General features: G+C 59.3%; 13 protein-coding genes and 2 pseudogenes. 13 read left to right on the top strand and 2 right to left on the bottom strand.

Annotated features, from left to right (window positions below; all coding sequences use genetic code 11):
- Positions 1-15 precede the first annotated feature (15 nt).
- Positions 16-471 (bottom strand): universal stress protein, encoded by a 456-nt coding sequence (locus G5S35_RS31130; protein WP_074987864.1) that lies wholly within the window; start codon positions 469-471, stop codon positions 16-18.
- Positions 472-614: 143 nt separating this feature from the next.
- On the opposite strand from G5S35_RS31130, the gene G5S35_RS31125 reads away from it, so the two are divergent.
- From G5S35_RS31125 to G5S35_RS31095, 8 genes are all read left to right on the top strand, one after another.
- Positions 615-1,550 (top strand): LysR family transcriptional regulator, encoded by a 936-nt coding sequence (locus G5S35_RS31125; RefSeq protein WP_183040380.1) that lies wholly within the window; start codon positions 615-617, stop codon positions 1,548-1,550.
- Positions 1,551-1,731: 181 nt separating this feature from the next.
- Entirely contained in the window at positions 1,732-3,330 is a 1,599-nt protein-coding gene (locus G5S35_RS31120; RefSeq protein ID WP_338048742.1) for an MFS transporter, read from the top strand.
- A 27-nt stretch (positions 3,331-3,357) separates the two neighbouring features.
- Entirely contained in the window at positions 3,358-4,431 is a 1,074-nt protein-coding gene (locus G5S35_RS31115) for an HlyD family secretion protein (RefSeq protein ID WP_183040378.1), read from the top strand.
- Positions 4,428-5,423 carry a TolC family protein gene (locus tag G5S35_RS39725; RefSeq protein WP_237181890.1) on the top strand — a complete coding sequence of 332 codons (996 nt, stop codon included), beginning with the start codon at positions 4,428-4,430 and terminating at the stop codon, positions 5,421-5,423. The genes G5S35_RS31115 and G5S35_RS39725 overlap by 4 nt, the downstream gene beginning before the upstream one ends.
- Positions 5,348-5,974, top strand: a complete 627-nt coding sequence (locus G5S35_RS39720; RefSeq protein ID WP_237181888.1) for a TolC family protein — start codon at positions 5,348-5,350, stop codon at positions 5,972-5,974. The genes G5S35_RS39725 and G5S35_RS39720 overlap by 76 nt, the downstream gene beginning before the upstream one ends.
- 2 nt (positions 5,975-5,976) lie before the next feature.
- The gene (locus G5S35_RS31105) at positions 5,977-6,384 is read left to right on the top strand and encodes a hypothetical protein (RefSeq protein ID WP_183040377.1); all 408 of its coding nucleotides are present in this window, start codon (positions 5,977-5,979) and stop codon (positions 6,382-6,384) included.
- 111 nt (positions 6,385-6,495) lie between these two features.
- Positions 6,496-7,470 carry a LysR family transcriptional regulator gene (locus G5S35_RS31100; protein ID WP_183040376.1) on the top strand — a complete coding sequence of 325 codons (975 nt, stop codon included), beginning with the start codon at positions 6,496-6,498 and terminating at the stop codon, positions 7,468-7,470.
- A 1,114-nt stretch (positions 7,471-8,584) separates the two neighbouring features.
- Entirely contained in the window at positions 8,585-9,133 is a 549-nt protein-coding gene (locus G5S35_RS31095) for a helix-turn-helix domain-containing protein (protein WP_237181886.1), read from the top strand.
- Positions 9,134-9,448: 315 nt separating this feature from the next.
- On the opposite strand, the pseudogene G5S35_RS31090 reads toward G5S35_RS31095, so the two are convergent.
- Positions 9,449-10,455 (bottom strand): annotated as a pseudogene (locus tag G5S35_RS31090) (zinc-dependent alcohol dehydrogenase family protein).
- 241 nt (positions 10,456-10,696) lie between these two features.
- Here G5S35_RS31090 and G5S35_RS31085 point away from each other — a divergent pair.
- The 5 genes and pseudogenes from G5S35_RS31085 to G5S35_RS31065 all read left to right on the top strand — a co-directional run.
- Positions 10,697-10,959: pseudogene (locus G5S35_RS31085) on the top strand (winged helix-turn-helix transcriptional regulator); the annotation flags it as partial.
- Positions 10,960-11,222: 263 nt separating this feature from the next.
- Entirely contained in the window at positions 11,223-11,951 is a 729-nt protein-coding gene (locus G5S35_RS31080; RefSeq protein WP_183040374.1) for a DJ-1/PfpI family protein, read from the top strand.
- A gap of 36 nt (positions 11,952-11,987) precedes the next feature.
- A complete protein-coding gene (locus tag G5S35_RS31075; RefSeq protein ID WP_183040373.1) occupies positions 11,988-13,145 on the top strand; it encodes an LLM class flavin-dependent oxidoreductase in 1,158 nt (385 codons plus the stop codon).
- A gap of 63 nt (positions 13,146-13,208) precedes the next feature.
- Entirely contained in the window at positions 13,209-13,715 is a 507-nt protein-coding gene (locus G5S35_RS31070; protein WP_183040372.1) for a flavin reductase family protein, read from the top strand.
- A gap of 72 nt (positions 13,716-13,787) precedes the next feature.
- The gene (locus G5S35_RS31065; RefSeq protein WP_183040371.1) at positions 13,788-14,642 is read left to right on the top strand and encodes a fumarylacetoacetate hydrolase family protein; all 855 of its coding nucleotides are present in this window, start codon (positions 13,788-13,790) and stop codon (positions 14,640-14,642) included.
- Positions 14,643-14,711: the final 69 nt, after the last annotated feature.

Raw genomic sequence — 14,711 nt, 5'->3', positions numbered from 1 at the left:
GCCTGCTGCGCAGGCTTACAAATCGGGGGATGTTTCAACAAGAACCGGGCAGGGTGCACGCTCGAGGACCTTGTCTGCCGTGGACGGGGCAGTCAGACGTTGCAGCCTCGATAGATGGTGATGACCCATGATGATCAGGTCGGCGCGAAGGCGAGTCGCGTTTTTGACGATCGCATCGAACGGGTCACCGCCGAAGAGATGGCCTTCCACTTCGAATCCCATGCGCTTGAGCGTCTCGACGGCTCCCGCAACAATCTGGCCGGCGCGTTCCGATTGCTCATTCGCGCGAGGGTAGGTCAATCCGTCGGGCTCAATGCCATGGGAATCCTCCGGAGACGTCAGATAGGCCGGATCGACCACACACATGACGTGCAACCGGGACTGGCCTGCAATGGCGGCCCGTGCGGCAAGCTGTACAACACGGTCAGCCTGCGCAGTTCCGTCCAGCGGGATGAGCAGATCGTAGAACATGGCGGAACGCGAAAGGGGAGTGGAGCTTCGATTGTGCCCGTCGAGAGAACTTCGGAAAATGTCGTGCGATGCACTTGTGCAGTGCGTCTGACGCACGATATGTCCGACGCAGGCGCTGATAGAAGTAACTATACTTTGCCGTCATGCAATCACCTGACCTTAATCTTCTGTTCGCGCTCGACGTATTGCTCGAAGAGGGTTCCGTCGTGTCCGCGGCACGCCGGATGAATCTGAGCGCGCCCGCAATGAGTCGCACCCTGGCACGCATTCGTGAAACCATTGACGACCCTATTTTTGTGAAGGTTGGGCGCAAGATGGTGCCCACGCCGCGTGCACTCGCACTGCGCGAGCAGGTCCGTCAGGCGGTGCAGGGCGCCCGCCGGCTGCTCGAGCCTGAGCGGGAGGTTGACCTGTCCTCCCTCAAGCGGAATTTCAATCTGCACGCGAACGATGTCTTCATTAGCGCATTCGGTCAGGCGTTGATGGAACGGGTATGTGCCGAAGCGCCGCATGTGCTGTTGCGTTTCTCGCCGGAGCGGGAAACGGAAGACACGGTGCTGGAGGACGGCAAGGTCGATCTGTATATCAGCGCCATGCGTCCGATGGGGACGGACGTACATGTCCAGTCGCTTTTCACGACGAAATTCGTTGGGATGGCACGCGATGAGCATCCCATATTCGAACACGAAATCACCCCGGAACGTTTCGCGAGATACGACCAGATCAGTGTCTCCCGCCGTGGACGTGCAAGCGGCCCGATTGATGCCGCCCTGCAGCGTCTTGGTCTTTCCAGGCGTGTGTCGCTGGTGGCTCCCACATTTCATTCTGGCGTTTTCATGCTCGGGAGTTCAGACCTGATCCTGACCGTGCCCGAGCACGTTGCATGGGCCGTACGGCGGATGGGCGTGCGGGCGCGTCATTTTGAGCTGCCACTTCCGCTGGAAACGGTGGTGGTGGTTCAGGCATGGCATCCCCGATTTCAGAGCGACAGTGCGCATCAATGGCTCCGGCGTATCGTTCGCGAACTCTGCTCCGGAGAGGCCGGTGCTATACCCGGCGCGATGATATTCTCTAGATAAGTGCGCCAGACGCACGGCAGGAGTGCAAAGATTTCAATTTTCGGATTGCTCCACCGTATCTAGACTGACCGCATTCGATGTCGTCTGTGGAAGGTGAAACGGTGAAGACTTTTCCGATATCAGTTGACGCTGTCGTGGCCTCCACACGCTGCGTATGCGTGGGCCAGGCGTGGAGGCGAACGTGAGTAGCGTCGCACTTTCGCCCGCGCCGGCCGCGTCCGCGCCGACGGCCCCTGCCGGTGGTGCTGCGCCACCCGCATTTGGTGCACAAATCCTCGTGGGCATGGCGGGGGTTCTCCTGGCCGTCGTGATCGCCCAATTGAACGATCACGTGACCGAAATTGCGATGGCCGATGTGCGTGGCGCCATGGGGATCAGTTACGACGATGCGTCATGGCTGTCCACGCTCTATCAGGTAACGCAGGTTACGGCGATGATGTTCGCGCCGTGGTGCGCGACGACGTTTTCACTCAGGCGTTTTACGATTGGTGCGGTCGCTGTTTTTGCCGTGCTGGGGCTCATTTTTCCATTTGCCCCTTCCACTGCGGCACTCTTCACATTGCGTGCATTGCAGGGATTCGCAGGAGGGTGTCTGCCACCGATGCTGATGACGGTCGCGCTGCGATTTCTGCCTCCTGGAATCAAGATCTACGGGCTCGGTGCTTATGCGCTCACGGCGACCTTCGCGCCAAATCTTGGTACACCGCTCGCGGCATTGTGGACTGAATACGTTGGCTGGCGATTCCTGTTCTGGGAGATAGCGCCCCTCGGCTTGCTGTCGATACTCATGATTGCATGGGGACTTCCGCAGGATCCCCTGCGGCTTGAGCGATGCCGCCAGTTCGATTGGCGCGGCCTGGTCCTTGGATTTCCTGCGGTCGGAATGCTCATTGCGGCGCTGGGCCAGGGAACGCGACTGGGCTGGACGGATTCTCCGTTGATCTGCCTGTTGTTTGTCGCTTCGGCGATCCTGCTCGTGCTGTTTCTGGTGAACGAATGGTTTCACCCGTTACCCTTCTTCAAGATCCAGTTGCTGGCGCGCATGAATCTGACCCATGCGTTGATTACGCTTGGTGGCGTGCTGCTGATCTTTGTCGCAATTGCGGGTATCCCCGCGGCCTACCTTGCGGAAGTGAAGGGTTATCGGCCCTTGCAAAGCGCGCCTCTTTCGTTATGCGTGGCGCTGCCACAACTGCTGGCACTTCCCATCGTCGCGGCCTTGTGTAACGTACGTGCGATTGACTGCCGCTGGATTCTTGCCACGGGGATCGGTCTCATTGTGTTGACGTGTGGTATCGGTAGCAATCTCACATCGGACTGGACGCGTGAGAACTTTTACGTCCTGCAGATCATCCAGATATTCGCACAGCCGATGTCGGTGATTCCAATTCTCGTACTGGCGACCAACGGGCTGGCGCCCGCCGAGGGGCCGTTTGCTTCTGCCTGGTTTAACACGATCAAGGGGCTCGCATCGGTCGTGGGAACTGGCGTGACAGAAGGGTTCTTCACCATGCGCGAGCATTTCCATTCCAGCGTACTCGTTGACCAGCTTGGCAACCGGCCACAGCCTCTGACCGGGATGAACGATGGATTGATCCGTGCGGCGGAGCTCCCGAACCAGGCGTTGATGCCACTTCTCGATGACCGGATACGGGAGCAGGCGCTGGTTCTTGCTTCAGCGGATGTCTTCCGGCTGATGGCACTCATTGCGGTTGCGCTCATCGTGCTGATCCCGCTCCTCGCACCCCGTGTCTATCCTCCCAGCGCCGTCGCGAAGTAGTGCGACCTGAGAACGATTTTATTAGCCATGTCCGAATCAATTAAAAAACGAAAGCTGTATATCGTCGCTGCCGCCATCCTGACTGCGGTTGTCGTATCGGCTGCAATTGCCGGTTTTGGTCGGTCTTCGTCATCAGAGGCCACCAATGACGCGTATGTGACTGCCGACTACACGGTCGTTGCACCGCGTGTGGCCGGGCAGATCACGGGGCTGCTGGTGGAGGACAACCAGGTTGTCCATCAGGGACAACTCCTCGCGCAGATCGACGACAGGGACTACAGGGCCGCTGTCGCTTCTGCAGAGGCGAACGTGGCCATGGCGAAAGCCGCTATCGACAATGCGTCAACAAGTATCGTGCAGCAGCAGTCTGTCATTGATCAGGCGAATGCAGCGCTTGCGGCTGCCCACGCGAACTACACATTCGCCCGGGCGGACTACAGCCGCTACACGGACCTGGCTAGCCGCGGTGCCGGCAGCGTACAGAACGCACAACAGGCGCAGTCGCGCATCGATACGGCGCAGGCAGATGTTGCCCGCAACCTGGCTACTGTCAAGGCCGCACGGCAGCAGGTCGCCGTGCTGCAGTCAGTCAGGGATCGCGCCCAGGCGGCGCTGGGCCAGGCGTCGGCGGCACTCGACACGGCTCGCCTGAATCTTTCGTGGACGCGTATCGTTGCGCCAGTTGACGGCATGGTTGGCCGGCGCTCGGTGCGCCTTGGGGCATACGTGACTGCAGGCACCCCTATGCTTGCCGTGGTTCCATTGCAGAAGGCCTATGTCGTCGCCAATTTCCAGGAGACGCAGCTGACGTCCGTGCGGCGTGGGCAGACCGCCGATATCCATGTCGATACGTTTCCCGGAGCTGTGCTGCACGGAACGGTCGACAGTCTGGCACCTGCCACGGGGGTGACCTTTGCCCCGATCGCACCGGATAACGCGACGGGAAACTTCACCAAGATCGTCCAGCGTGTTCCGGTGAAAATCCTGCTGCGTCCCGGGCAACCCGAACTGGAACGCCTTCGCGTAGGCATGTCAGTCGAGGTAACCATCCAGACGGGCGATTCGGGTGGGCAGGGTAACACGGGAGGCATTCAGCAATGAGCCCGTATATTGCCCGCGTGGCTGGCGCGGTGTTGCTGGCAACGTTAGCCGGTTGCATGGTTGGTCCGGACTATCACGAGCCCCAGGCGGCGTTGCCGTCGCAGTGGACGCGGCAGGTCAAACAGGAGGCGGAGCCGGCGCACAGTCATGCTGTCCCGGACAATGTCGACGCGCAGTGGTGGACCGTATTCTCGGACACCGAACTCTCTTCGCTCGTTCAGCGTGTGGCGGGCGCAAACCTCGATGTCAAGGTCGCCACCCAACGGCTCATGCAGGCGCGAGCAGCCCGCCGCATGACCGGGGCAGACGCCATGCCTGCGCTCGAAGGAACGGCTTCGTATCAACACTCGCGTTCGAGCCAGAACGGGCTCGTGGACATCTCAGGTCTGAATGGCCAGCATGACTATAACGTCTGGCAGCCGGGGATCGACGCCTCGTGGGAACTGGACCTCTGGGGGCGCGTGCGTCGCGAGATCGAATCCGCCGACGCGTCGGTACAGGCAACTGCCGATTTGAGGCGCGATGTCCTGCTTTCGGCGATCGCCGAGACGGCGAGCGATTACATCCAGCTCAGGGGCGTACAGGCGCAACAGGCGGTCGTTGAGCAAAACCTCGAAATCGCACGCCAAAGCCTGAAGCTCACCCAGATCCGCTTTACCGACGGGGTAGCAACCCACCTTGAGACTGCGCAGGCAGCAGCGCAGGTGAGCGGCATCGAAGCGCGCCTGCCGGTGCTTGAAAACCAGCGGGTTCATCTCGTCAATGCCCTGAGTTTCCTGCTCGGTGAACCCCGCGAACGCTCGAGGGCGAACTCGACGCCGTCCACGCCATTCCCCCTGTGCCGCCACGTGTGCCAGTGGGGTTGCCCTCCCAACTGGCAGAGCGTCGGCCGGATATCCGCGAGGCAGAGGCACATTTGCATGCGGCAACTGCGGACATCGGTGTTGCCGTTGGCGACTTTTACCCACGGATCACACTCTCGGCGAACCTGAGTCTTCAGGCCATGCATTTCGGAGACCTCGACGAGTGGAGTTCGCGCATGTTCGGGGTAGGACCGGCGCTGAGCGTTCCGCTTTTCGAGGGTGGCCGGCTCAAAGGGCAACTCGAACTGCGCAAGGCACAACAGCGCGAGGCAATGATCGAGTACCAGCGCACCGTGCTCAATGCCTGGCATGAGGTCGATAACGCCATGAGCGACTATGACACACGGCAGACACGGGAGGAGAAACTTGCTGCAACGGAGGCGCAGGATAGTGAGGCACTTGAGAATGCACGTCGTCAGTACGTTGCGGGTGCGACGGATTTCCTCAACGTGCTGACCGTCCAGCGCGACCTGCTGGATACGCAGCAAGCCAGGGTTGCCAGTACTACTGACGTATCACTCGCACTGGTCGGCCTTTACAAGGCTCTGGGGGGCGGGTGGGAAACGAGCTTTCCCCCTGCTCCAGAGGCTGCAAAGGTCGGTGCTGCCACGCGTGGCGAACTCGTGAGCAGTGGCGCAAGCGCTTCAGGCGAATCCGCGCGGCACCCTGATCTGGAGTAGCGATGAGCGGTCTCGACACTTCCCGCTTTGTCGTGCTTGACGTCAGCGCGTTTCCTGTTGTTACGGTGAATAACGAGGCAATCGTTACTGGCTACGGGAAGCGTTGGACATCTGAAATGGATGTACTGATCGCGCTTGGCCATCCTTTTGCGATCGTCTACCGGGGAGCGATCTCGGATGAGTCTGCGGAGGACTACGCGCAGAGAGGACAGTGGCTCGTGAGGAACAGGGCCGTTGTGGCGAGACTTTGCCGGGTTCTTGTCGTCGTTGAGCCGGATGAGATCCTGCGCGAGAAGGCCAGGGTGCGGGGGCGAGAGATTGCGAAAGCGTTTGGCGTCCCTCACAGGGCCGTGGCGACGATGGATGAGGCGGCTGACATCCTGTTTTATCGCATACGCGACGCCGATTAGCCAGGGGCAGTTTGAGTCTGAAATGGGTTCGGTATTACCTGGCGATCTGGTGTAGCGCAGTATGGGGAAGACAGAAATATTCTCTTTCTCTCGCTGAACTGAGGAGTTTATATGGATCGCTTTGACGCCATGAGGGCCTTTGTGCGTGTAGTTGACACGCGCGGATTCACGAAAGCTGCCGAGGCCCTGAATCTGAACACGGGAACCGTTTCCCGCATGGTCCAGATCCTGGAGGAGCAGACCAATGTGAGGTTGCTGAACCGAACTACGAGGAGTGTCAGTCCAACGCCCGAGGGGCAAACTTACTATGAGGCGTGTGTCCGGGTGCTGGAGCAGGTGGACAGCATGAATGAGGAGGCGATGTCGGCGGCCCAGAGTCCCGAGGGACGGATCAAGGTGGGCATGCCAGCAATCTTTGCGCGAGGGTTGGTCATACCTGCATTGCCGTCGCTGCTGGATGCGTACCCGGGGCTGGATATCGAACTGGCCATATCGGATGAGCAGTTCAGTCTCGCCCAGGAGGCCATGGACTGCACCGTCAGGATTGGACCCATCCGCGAATCGCGTGTGGTGGCGAAAGAGGTTGCGCGAATGTCTCATGCATTGTGCGCGGCACCGTCTTACCTGAGACGCAAGGGATTGCCACGCACTGTCGCCGAACTGGAAGATCACCATGCAGTCGCACTCAATCATGGTGACAGGAACACGCAGAAGCCCTGGGAGCCGGCCGGAGTCATTACAGCAGTGTCGACGAAGAGCCGGATCATCGTAGACGATGCAGAGGCAATGATTTCCTGTGCAGTTTCTGGACTCGGCATTGTCTCGGCATACCGGCTGGCTCTCTGGCCATACATTGAGAAAGGTCTGCTTGCTGAGATACCGATTGATTGCGGTCTCGTCGACGCGCCGGTGAGCATCGTGTTTTATCCAAGTCGCCATTTGCCAAGCAAGATTCGTCTCTTTATCGACTGGCTTGGTGAGGTTCTCGCCGAAGGTGTACGGATTGCGGAAGCCGGTTGCGACATGGCGGCGCCGGCGGTTATGGCTCCCGGGACCGGGCAGTTTAGCCGCGGTGTATCGGCATGATGCAGGAAGGAAGGCTCGTTTCACCTGCTTGGCCAACTGTTGCGACCAAGACCGTAATATCTTAGTCCCGCTTTCATTGGCTGCGTTAAACGACGTAGCGGTCAGGTGCCGGAATAGCGATACTGATGGAAGTCTCTGAGGAGAATAGCTGGATAATTTAAATTAGGATGCCTATAAATTGTTAAGGAGATTCCATCCTGATTCGACTGTTGTGTGGGCACAATGATCCAAACGTGCGCAGCCTTGATGGAATCTGTAGCCAGATGGCATCACCATCGGATTCTTGTTGAGATGAGGTTATCGGGAAATGTAAATAATGACTTTCCATTTTCAGCGTTGAAGATTTTTGACTGGTTATTAGAATCAGAATGTGGAGGCCGGAGACGTTGTCGTTGCCATCCGGATAATGTGCTGCCAATCGATTATTGACGATGGTGGCGTCAATAATTCGCGTAACGGTGGCACGCAGAATCGTGAGAACGTGAACGCTGATAGAGGAACTGTAATGGATCAACGATCTTCCGCAACACAGCAAATTGATGGATTTGCTTCGCACGCACCGGCCAATACGCACCCGAGACCGGAGGCCGTGCCAACAGGCGGGGACAGCCGACGTGTACCCGAACGCAACTGGGCGTGGGCGACAGGGCGAGAATCGTACGACTGGATGGATTCCTATAGTTCCGTGAGTCTCGACGAGTGAAGAAAAGGAGTTTGTATCTGACCTTGCTGGAGGGTATGGCTTCCCCCTGTTCGGGCTAACACATGTTTCGCCGCTACCGGACGAACGACACACATGCCGCGCGAGAGGCGCCACGCGTTGGCGCAGTGGGGTTCCGCTGGCATGTCGAGTCTGCATGGAATCTGTCGCGTTGCTCGAAGCCCTCATTGGGCAGATCTTCGTTAGGCGGGTAGGGCAGCCTGGATCGGAACCGGTCGCCATGTTGCTGCGATAAGCCTCCGGCCGCTCCAGACGGATGTGTTGGCCGTCGCGCGGTGCTCTACTCGCTGATGCTGCCTTTGCGTAACTCTCACGAACATACCTGACACGCTCCGCGCGGTCGCGGCAGGCAAGAGATCAGGATCTCTCCGCCCTATGCTTGCATCAAACGATATGAGTAAGTTCGATACGGTACTTGGAACCAAGATCCGGATACTTCGTCAGCGTCAGAGTAAAACGCTTGAGAAAACCGCGCTTGCGAGCGGCCTCTCGAAAGGGTATCTCTCTCAGGTCGAACGTGGTCGCGTTTTGCCGTCCTTGTCTGCACTCGCTGGGATATCTTCGGCCCTGGGTGTCGCAATGGGTTACTTTCTCGGCCCGGAGAAGGGCTCCGTTACGCGCGCTGATCATCGAACGTACTTTGGTCTTGACGACTCAGGAAGTCTCTTTGCCCGATTGACAAACATCGACGGTGACAACCAGATGGAGGCGATTTTGGTCCGCATGCCGCCCGGCCAGAAGCGATCTGAGATAGCCACGCGCGCAAGCGAGCAACTGATACACGTCCTTTCCGGTGAGATTACGTTGACTCTGGAGTGCAGGGACTTTCTTTTGAGCAAAGGGGATTGCGCCCAGTACAAGTCCAAAGTGCCGCATGCCTGGGAAAATAACTCTGAAGGGGAGGCTACGATACTCTGGATCGGCACGCCGAAGCTCCTCTGAGCGAAATCAGACGAGTCGCACCATCGTCGGGGCGTGCATGGATCATCGAAATGCATTGCGACAGCACTCCGCGCCAGGGCACGTACGGCCCGGAATTGCAGCCCCGGAGAGTGTTTCAGGATTGGTTCGCAATCCTATGCGGGACGATGGCGCCGATTCGTCCCACCGGGGGCAGCGAGCTGAAATCTCGCGGTCAGATGGCGCCATCTGACCGCGCATATGGGCAGAGGGAACAGCGATGCCTTGACGTTTGCGCCAGGGGCACGCCAGCGAACGACGTGGGCGCGGATGAAACCCGCGACCACGTCGTTCGCTTCAGATCGCCAGACAGATTTTGCCGAAGTGGCTGGCTTCTTGCTGATGACGGAACGCATCGGCGATTTCATCGAGTGTGAATGTCCTGTCCACGACCGGTTTGAGACCGGTCGCTTCGATGGCGCGCACCATCTCGATCTGATGCGTGCGGCTGCCGACCACGAGCCCTTGCAGAATCTGCTGACGCCGCATCAGGGTGACCGTCGGAATCTGTCCGCTGATACCTGTGAGCACGCCGATGAGGGCGATATGACCTCCTATCCGGCAGGCCTCGATTGACTGGGTGAGTGTGTCCGGACCGCCGACCTCGACGACATGGTCCACGCCACGGCCTTCGGTGAGCGCGACCACTTTTGCTGCCCAGCCCGGTTCGCGCCGGTAGTTGACGATGTGATCCGCACCGAGTGCCTGTGCCCGTGCGAGCTTGACGTCGGACGACGAAGTCACAATGACCTGAGCACCCATGTATTTGGCGATCTGCAGAGCGAAAATCGAGACACCGCCTGTGCCAAGCACCAGCACCGTGTCACCGGCTTTCAGTCCACCGTCGACAACAAGCGCACGCCACGCAGTCAGTCCCGCCGTGGTCAGTGTGGCCGCCTGTGCATGGGTATAGCCGCGGGGGCATGTGTGAACCAGTGCGATGGTCGTACAACGTACTCGCGGGCGTAGCCGTCGACGCCATCGCCGGGCGTGGTCGAAAAGTCGCCAATGGCCGGCGCGCCATCGAGCCAGTGTGGAAAGAAGCATGAAACCACCGCGTCGCCTGGGGCGAACTCCGTGACGCCGTCTCCGGTCGCCTCGACGATCCCGGCGCCGTCGGACATGGGAATGCGGCCGTCGGCCGTCGACATCCTGCCCGTGACGACTCCAAGATCATGGAAGTTGAGCGAGCTCGCGTGAATGCGCACGCGGAGTTCGCCGGCGGCGGGAGCGCCGGGATCGTTGAGGTTGACGAGCTGGAGGTTGTCGAGCCCGGCGGGCTGGCGCAGAACGACGGCTTTCATCAGTGCTGTTCCTTGGTGCTATGGGTGAAGGTGCAAATAACAGTGCAATTGACGGACGCGACATGAACGATCGGTTCGGGACGTGCGGTGCCGGGCAGATCTGCGTAAGGTGACCGCGCGACAGCAGGCCCTTCGTGATTTCAATTGGTCCGTGACTCGACGTTGATTATCCAGGCGCCCGTCTATTGGGACAAGAACGTACAATTAAAGCCGGTACTTTCAATGATGTAGGTATGGCACCATGCGCCCGAAACGTCTGGACAGTAAAAGCGGATGTGCTGTCGAGGTCACACTTTCTGTCATCGGCGGTCTCTGGAAGCCCGTGATTCTCTTCCATCTGTTGCGGGAGAAACGGCGTTTTATGGAACTCGCCCGGCTGATGCCGAACACAACGCAGCGCATGCTTACGCTGCAGTTACGTGAGCTGGAAGCTGACGGTATCGTCGCACGTCATGTCTACCCGCAGGTCCCCCCAAGGTGGAATATGAACTCACCCCGTTTGGGCGCACGCTCGCTCCGGTTCTCGTGAGTCTGAGGCAGTGGGGGGAAGCATATCAGGCACGCGATTCAGAGCTCACGCAGAGCGGAAAGCGACGCGGGCGCGCGTCGAGGGCCTGAAGCCTGTGGCAGCGCCCGCGAAGAACTCCCGGCAGGCACCGCGGCCGGTGTGTGCGCGAATGAGCAAGAGACAGTGCAGGAATCTTCATGCCCCGTTGCGCCGAAGGAGCGATCCTGTCGGTACACCAACAGGACATGAGGGACCTGCAATGACGAACTCTTCCGCCCGCGATATCGTGACGGCGCTTCACGCATACGACGATCTGCCGCCTTTTCCCAAGGTCAATATCCATTTTCTCGCGACGGCGCCGGGCAACGAGCGTCTGCTGGAATTCATGACGGAGCGGCCAGCGAATCCGGAGCAGTTCAAGGGCAAGCGCATCGGGATCATCGCAACGCACGGCGTGGAGGAAACGGAAGTGTCGATTCCGCGCAAGTGGCTTGAAGCACGCGGTGCAACCTGCCATCTGGTGTCGCCCAGGCATATCGAATATGCGGCCGCCTTCGGCATCCAGTTCCCCGAGATTGCCAAAACGCATGTTCTTGCAATCCAGTTTACTCACAATTCTGGCTGGATTCCGGTCGACGCCCACATCGAGGCGGTGAGCGTCGACGACTACGACGCGGTTTATGTGCCGGGTGGAGCATGGAACCCGGACCAGCTGCGGGTGAACGCCGGCGTGCTGAAGTTCCTGCAGGCATTTCAGCGAACCGGCAAGCCCGTAGGCGCGTTGTGCCACGGTTCCCAGGTCCTGCTGAGCGCCCGGCTGCTCAAAGGGCGTCGGGCGACGGGTTACTGGAACATCATGGAGGATCTCGCCAATGCGGGAGCCGACGTCGTGGATGAACCCGTTGTCGTGGACGAAAACGTGGTCACCAGTCGCTTCATTTATGACATTCCACAGTTTGTGGGTGCCATCGTGGGTCAGATCAGTTAGGAAACGGCAGCGATCAAAACAAAATCAGGAGGCGAAATGTTAGACCTGGCGGCAATCGAAGGACGTGAGCGCAATGGGACGAATGCGCTTTTCAATGGTAACAAGCTGAAGCTGGGCCTGTTTGGCCTGAACTGCGATAGCGGCTGCGCGATGACCCTGGTGGACGAACGGCACAAATTGACCTGGGAGCTGACGAAGGAAATTGCGCAGGTGGCTGACAAGGTCGGGATCGAAGCACTGGTGCCTGTAGCACGCTGGATGGGTTTGGGCGGGCCGACCAACTTCAACGGGCGAAACTTTGAAACCTATACCTGGGCTGCCGGACTGGCTGCGGTCACCGAACATATCACGCTGACGACGACCTCCCACGTCCAGACGACCCACCCGGTGTTCGCGGCGAAGCAGGCGGCCACAATCGATCATATCTCGGGAGGGCGGTACTGCCTGAACGTTGTCTGTGGATGGTTTCATCCCGAACTCGGCATGTTCGGAGTGCCCTTCATGGAACACGACGCACGATACGACTACGCCGACGAATGGCTGAGCGTCGTCAAGCGGCTGTGGACCGAGGACGGGAGCTTCAGCCATCACGGGAAATACTTCCAGATCGAGGAGGCATTCGCGATGCCGAAGCCGATCCAGCGACCGCTGCCGCCGGTTATCAATGCGGGGGGATCTGAACGGGGACGCAATTTTATCGCTTCGCAATGTGACATCGGGTACGTTGTCATTACCGATCACAACAACAAGGACGCCATTCGCAGGCAGGTGGCGCAATATCGCACGCTCGCAGCGGAGAAGTACGGCCGCGAGGTTCAGGTCTGGACGCATGCATACGTCGTCCAGCGCGATTCCGACCGGGAAGCCGAAGAATACCTGCGTTATTTTGCGGTCGAGAAGAGAAACGAGGCGGCGGTCGAAAATGCCGCGAAGTATCTCGGGTTGAACTCGGAGATCATGCCTGAGGCGGCCTGGCAGACTTTCAAGCTCCACCTCTCCGGTGGTTACGCCGGTTACAGCCTGGTAGGCTCGGCAGAAACCATCGCGGAACGGCTGGCCGAACTGTCGGAGCTTGGGATCGATGGTGTGGCGATTCATTGGGTTGACTACCTCGACGGGTTGCGCCGGTTCAACTCCGGCGTGATGCCGCTTCTCGAAAGAGCCGGCCTCCGGAAGCCCTTTCGACCGGTCTAAGGTTCTGCCGCGCATCGAGCGCGCGGCAGTGGCACACGATGCGCTTTCTGATCGGATCACGCAATGAATCAGGACAATTGGCTGATGTCTTCCACCGATGATTTCAAACACGCGATGCGTCGCCTGACGTCGACCGTATCCTTGATTACCACTGTAGAGAACGAGGGCAGATATGGCATGGTGATGACGGCCGTCTGTTCGCTGGGGGTCATTCCGCCGAGTTTGCTGATCAGTGTTGCTCACACTGCCAGCATGCATGCCCCGCTACTGCGGGTGCGCAGGTTCGCGGTCAATATCCTGTCTGCGGAGCAGGCGTTCCTTGTCGAACCGTTCAGCGGCAAGGTGAAGGGTGAGGGACGCTTCGACTTTGGCGAGTGGACGAAAGGCGTCTACGATTTGCCCCAGCTCGTCGGCGCACAGGCCACCGTATTTTGCGACGTCGGGCATACGTTCGAGCACTCGGGGCACACCGTTGTGATCGGTACGGTGGCCGAAACTGTCTACGAAAACACGATCGGGCCTTTGCTGTACGAGAACGGGAAACTTGCTCGTGCGCAATTGCTTCGATAACGTCACGATCCGGTTTCAGCGCGCGGCGCATGCGTTCGCCGCGCTTCCCCATTTTAAGCGAGAGTGCAGATCATGAAGCTGGTGCGGTACGGTAAGAAGAATGCGGAGCGGCCGGGATTCGTGGACAGCCAGGGGGCGGTAAGAGACCTGTCGTGTGTTCTGGATGACATTACGCCCGAAGCGTTGGCAGGTGGTCGATTCAATGAGCTGGTTGCCTTGAACGTAAATCAGTTTCCCGTAGTGGTACAGCCTGGAAGATTCGGAGTGCCGATTTCCGGGATCGGAAAACTCGTGTGTATCGGGCTCAATTACCGGGATCACGCCAGAGAGGCACGGCTACCGGTTCCTGAAGAGCCGGTCGTGTTTCTGAAAGCGACAAGTGCATTGACCGGACCTGACGATGGCGTGATGTTGCCGCGAGGCGCCAGGAAAGTCGACTGGGAGGTCGAGCTGGGTGTGGTGATCGGACAACCTGCCCGCTACGTCGGGCAAGCGAGTGCACTTGAACATGTCGCCGGGTACGTGATCGTGAACGACATCTCCGAGCGCGCCTGGCAACTGGAGCGGGGTGGTCAATGGACGAAGGGCAAGAGCGCCGATTCCTTTGCACCGGTCGGGCCCTGGCTCGTCACTTCTGAAGAGATCCCTGAGCCGCACGACTTGGGGCTGTGGCTTGAACTCAACGGTCAGCGCTGCCAGACGGGACATACCGGCGACATGATCTTCAGTGTGAGGGAAATCGTGAGCTACGTGAGCGAATTCATGACGCTGATGCCCGGCGATATCGTGTGCACGGGAACGCCCGCGGGGGTGGGATTCGGGATGACGCCTCCCAGATTTTTGCGGGCAGGCGACACGATGCGATTGGGCATTGATGGACTGGGCGAGCAGCGGCAGCACGTGATCTCACTTGATCAGGAAATCTAGCAACGTGTGCGCGGTGCGCGAAGCGCCCGCGCAGGACCAGCGCAAGTTTGCGCGCGTTTGTGAGACGCG

The sequence above is a fragment of the Paraburkholderia tropica genome (genome assembly GCF_014171495.1).
GTDB lineage: Bacteria > Pseudomonadota > Gammaproteobacteria > Burkholderiales > Burkholderiaceae > Paraburkholderia > Paraburkholderia tropica.
Note: the sequence above shows the minus strand (reverse complement) of the source record. Positions and strands in the feature narration are given on the sequence as shown.

Coding starts and splice junctions, on each gene's coding strand:
- G5S35_RS31130 (WP_074987864.1), bottom strand. CDS start 471: ATGTTCTACGATCTGCTCATCCCGCTGGACGGAACTGCGCAGGCTGAC.
- G5S35_RS31125 (WP_183040380.1), top strand. CDS start 615: ATGCAATCACCTGACCTTAATCTTCTGTTCGCGCTCGACGTATTGCTC.
- G5S35_RS31115 (WP_183040378.1), top strand. CDS start 3,358: ATGTCCGAATCAATTAAAAAACGAAAGCTGTATATCGTCGCTGCCGCC.
- G5S35_RS39725 (WP_237181890.1), top strand. CDS start 4,428: ATGAGCCCGTATATTGCCCGCGTGGCTGGCGCGGTGTTGCTGGCAACG.
- G5S35_RS31105 (WP_183040377.1), top strand. CDS start 5,977: ATGAGCGGTCTCGACACTTCCCGCTTTGTCGTGCTTGACGTCAGCGCG.
- G5S35_RS31100 (WP_183040376.1), top strand. CDS start 6,496: ATGGATCGCTTTGACGCCATGAGGGCCTTTGTGCGTGTAGTTGACACG.
- G5S35_RS31095 (WP_237181886.1), top strand. CDS start 8,585: ATGAGTAAGTTCGATACGGTACTTGGAACCAAGATCCGGATACTTCGT.
- G5S35_RS31080 (WP_183040374.1), top strand. CDS start 11,223: ATGACGAACTCTTCCGCCCGCGATATCGTGACGGCGCTTCACGCATAC.
- G5S35_RS31075 (WP_183040373.1), top strand. CDS start 11,988: ATGTTAGACCTGGCGGCAATCGAAGGACGTGAGCGCAATGGGACGAAT.
- G5S35_RS31070 (WP_183040372.1), top strand. CDS start 13,209: ATGAATCAGGACAATTGGCTGATGTCTTCCACCGATGATTTCAAACAC.
- G5S35_RS31065 (WP_183040371.1), top strand. CDS start 13,788: ATGAAGCTGGTGCGGTACGGTAAGAAGAATGCGGAGCGGCCGGGATTC.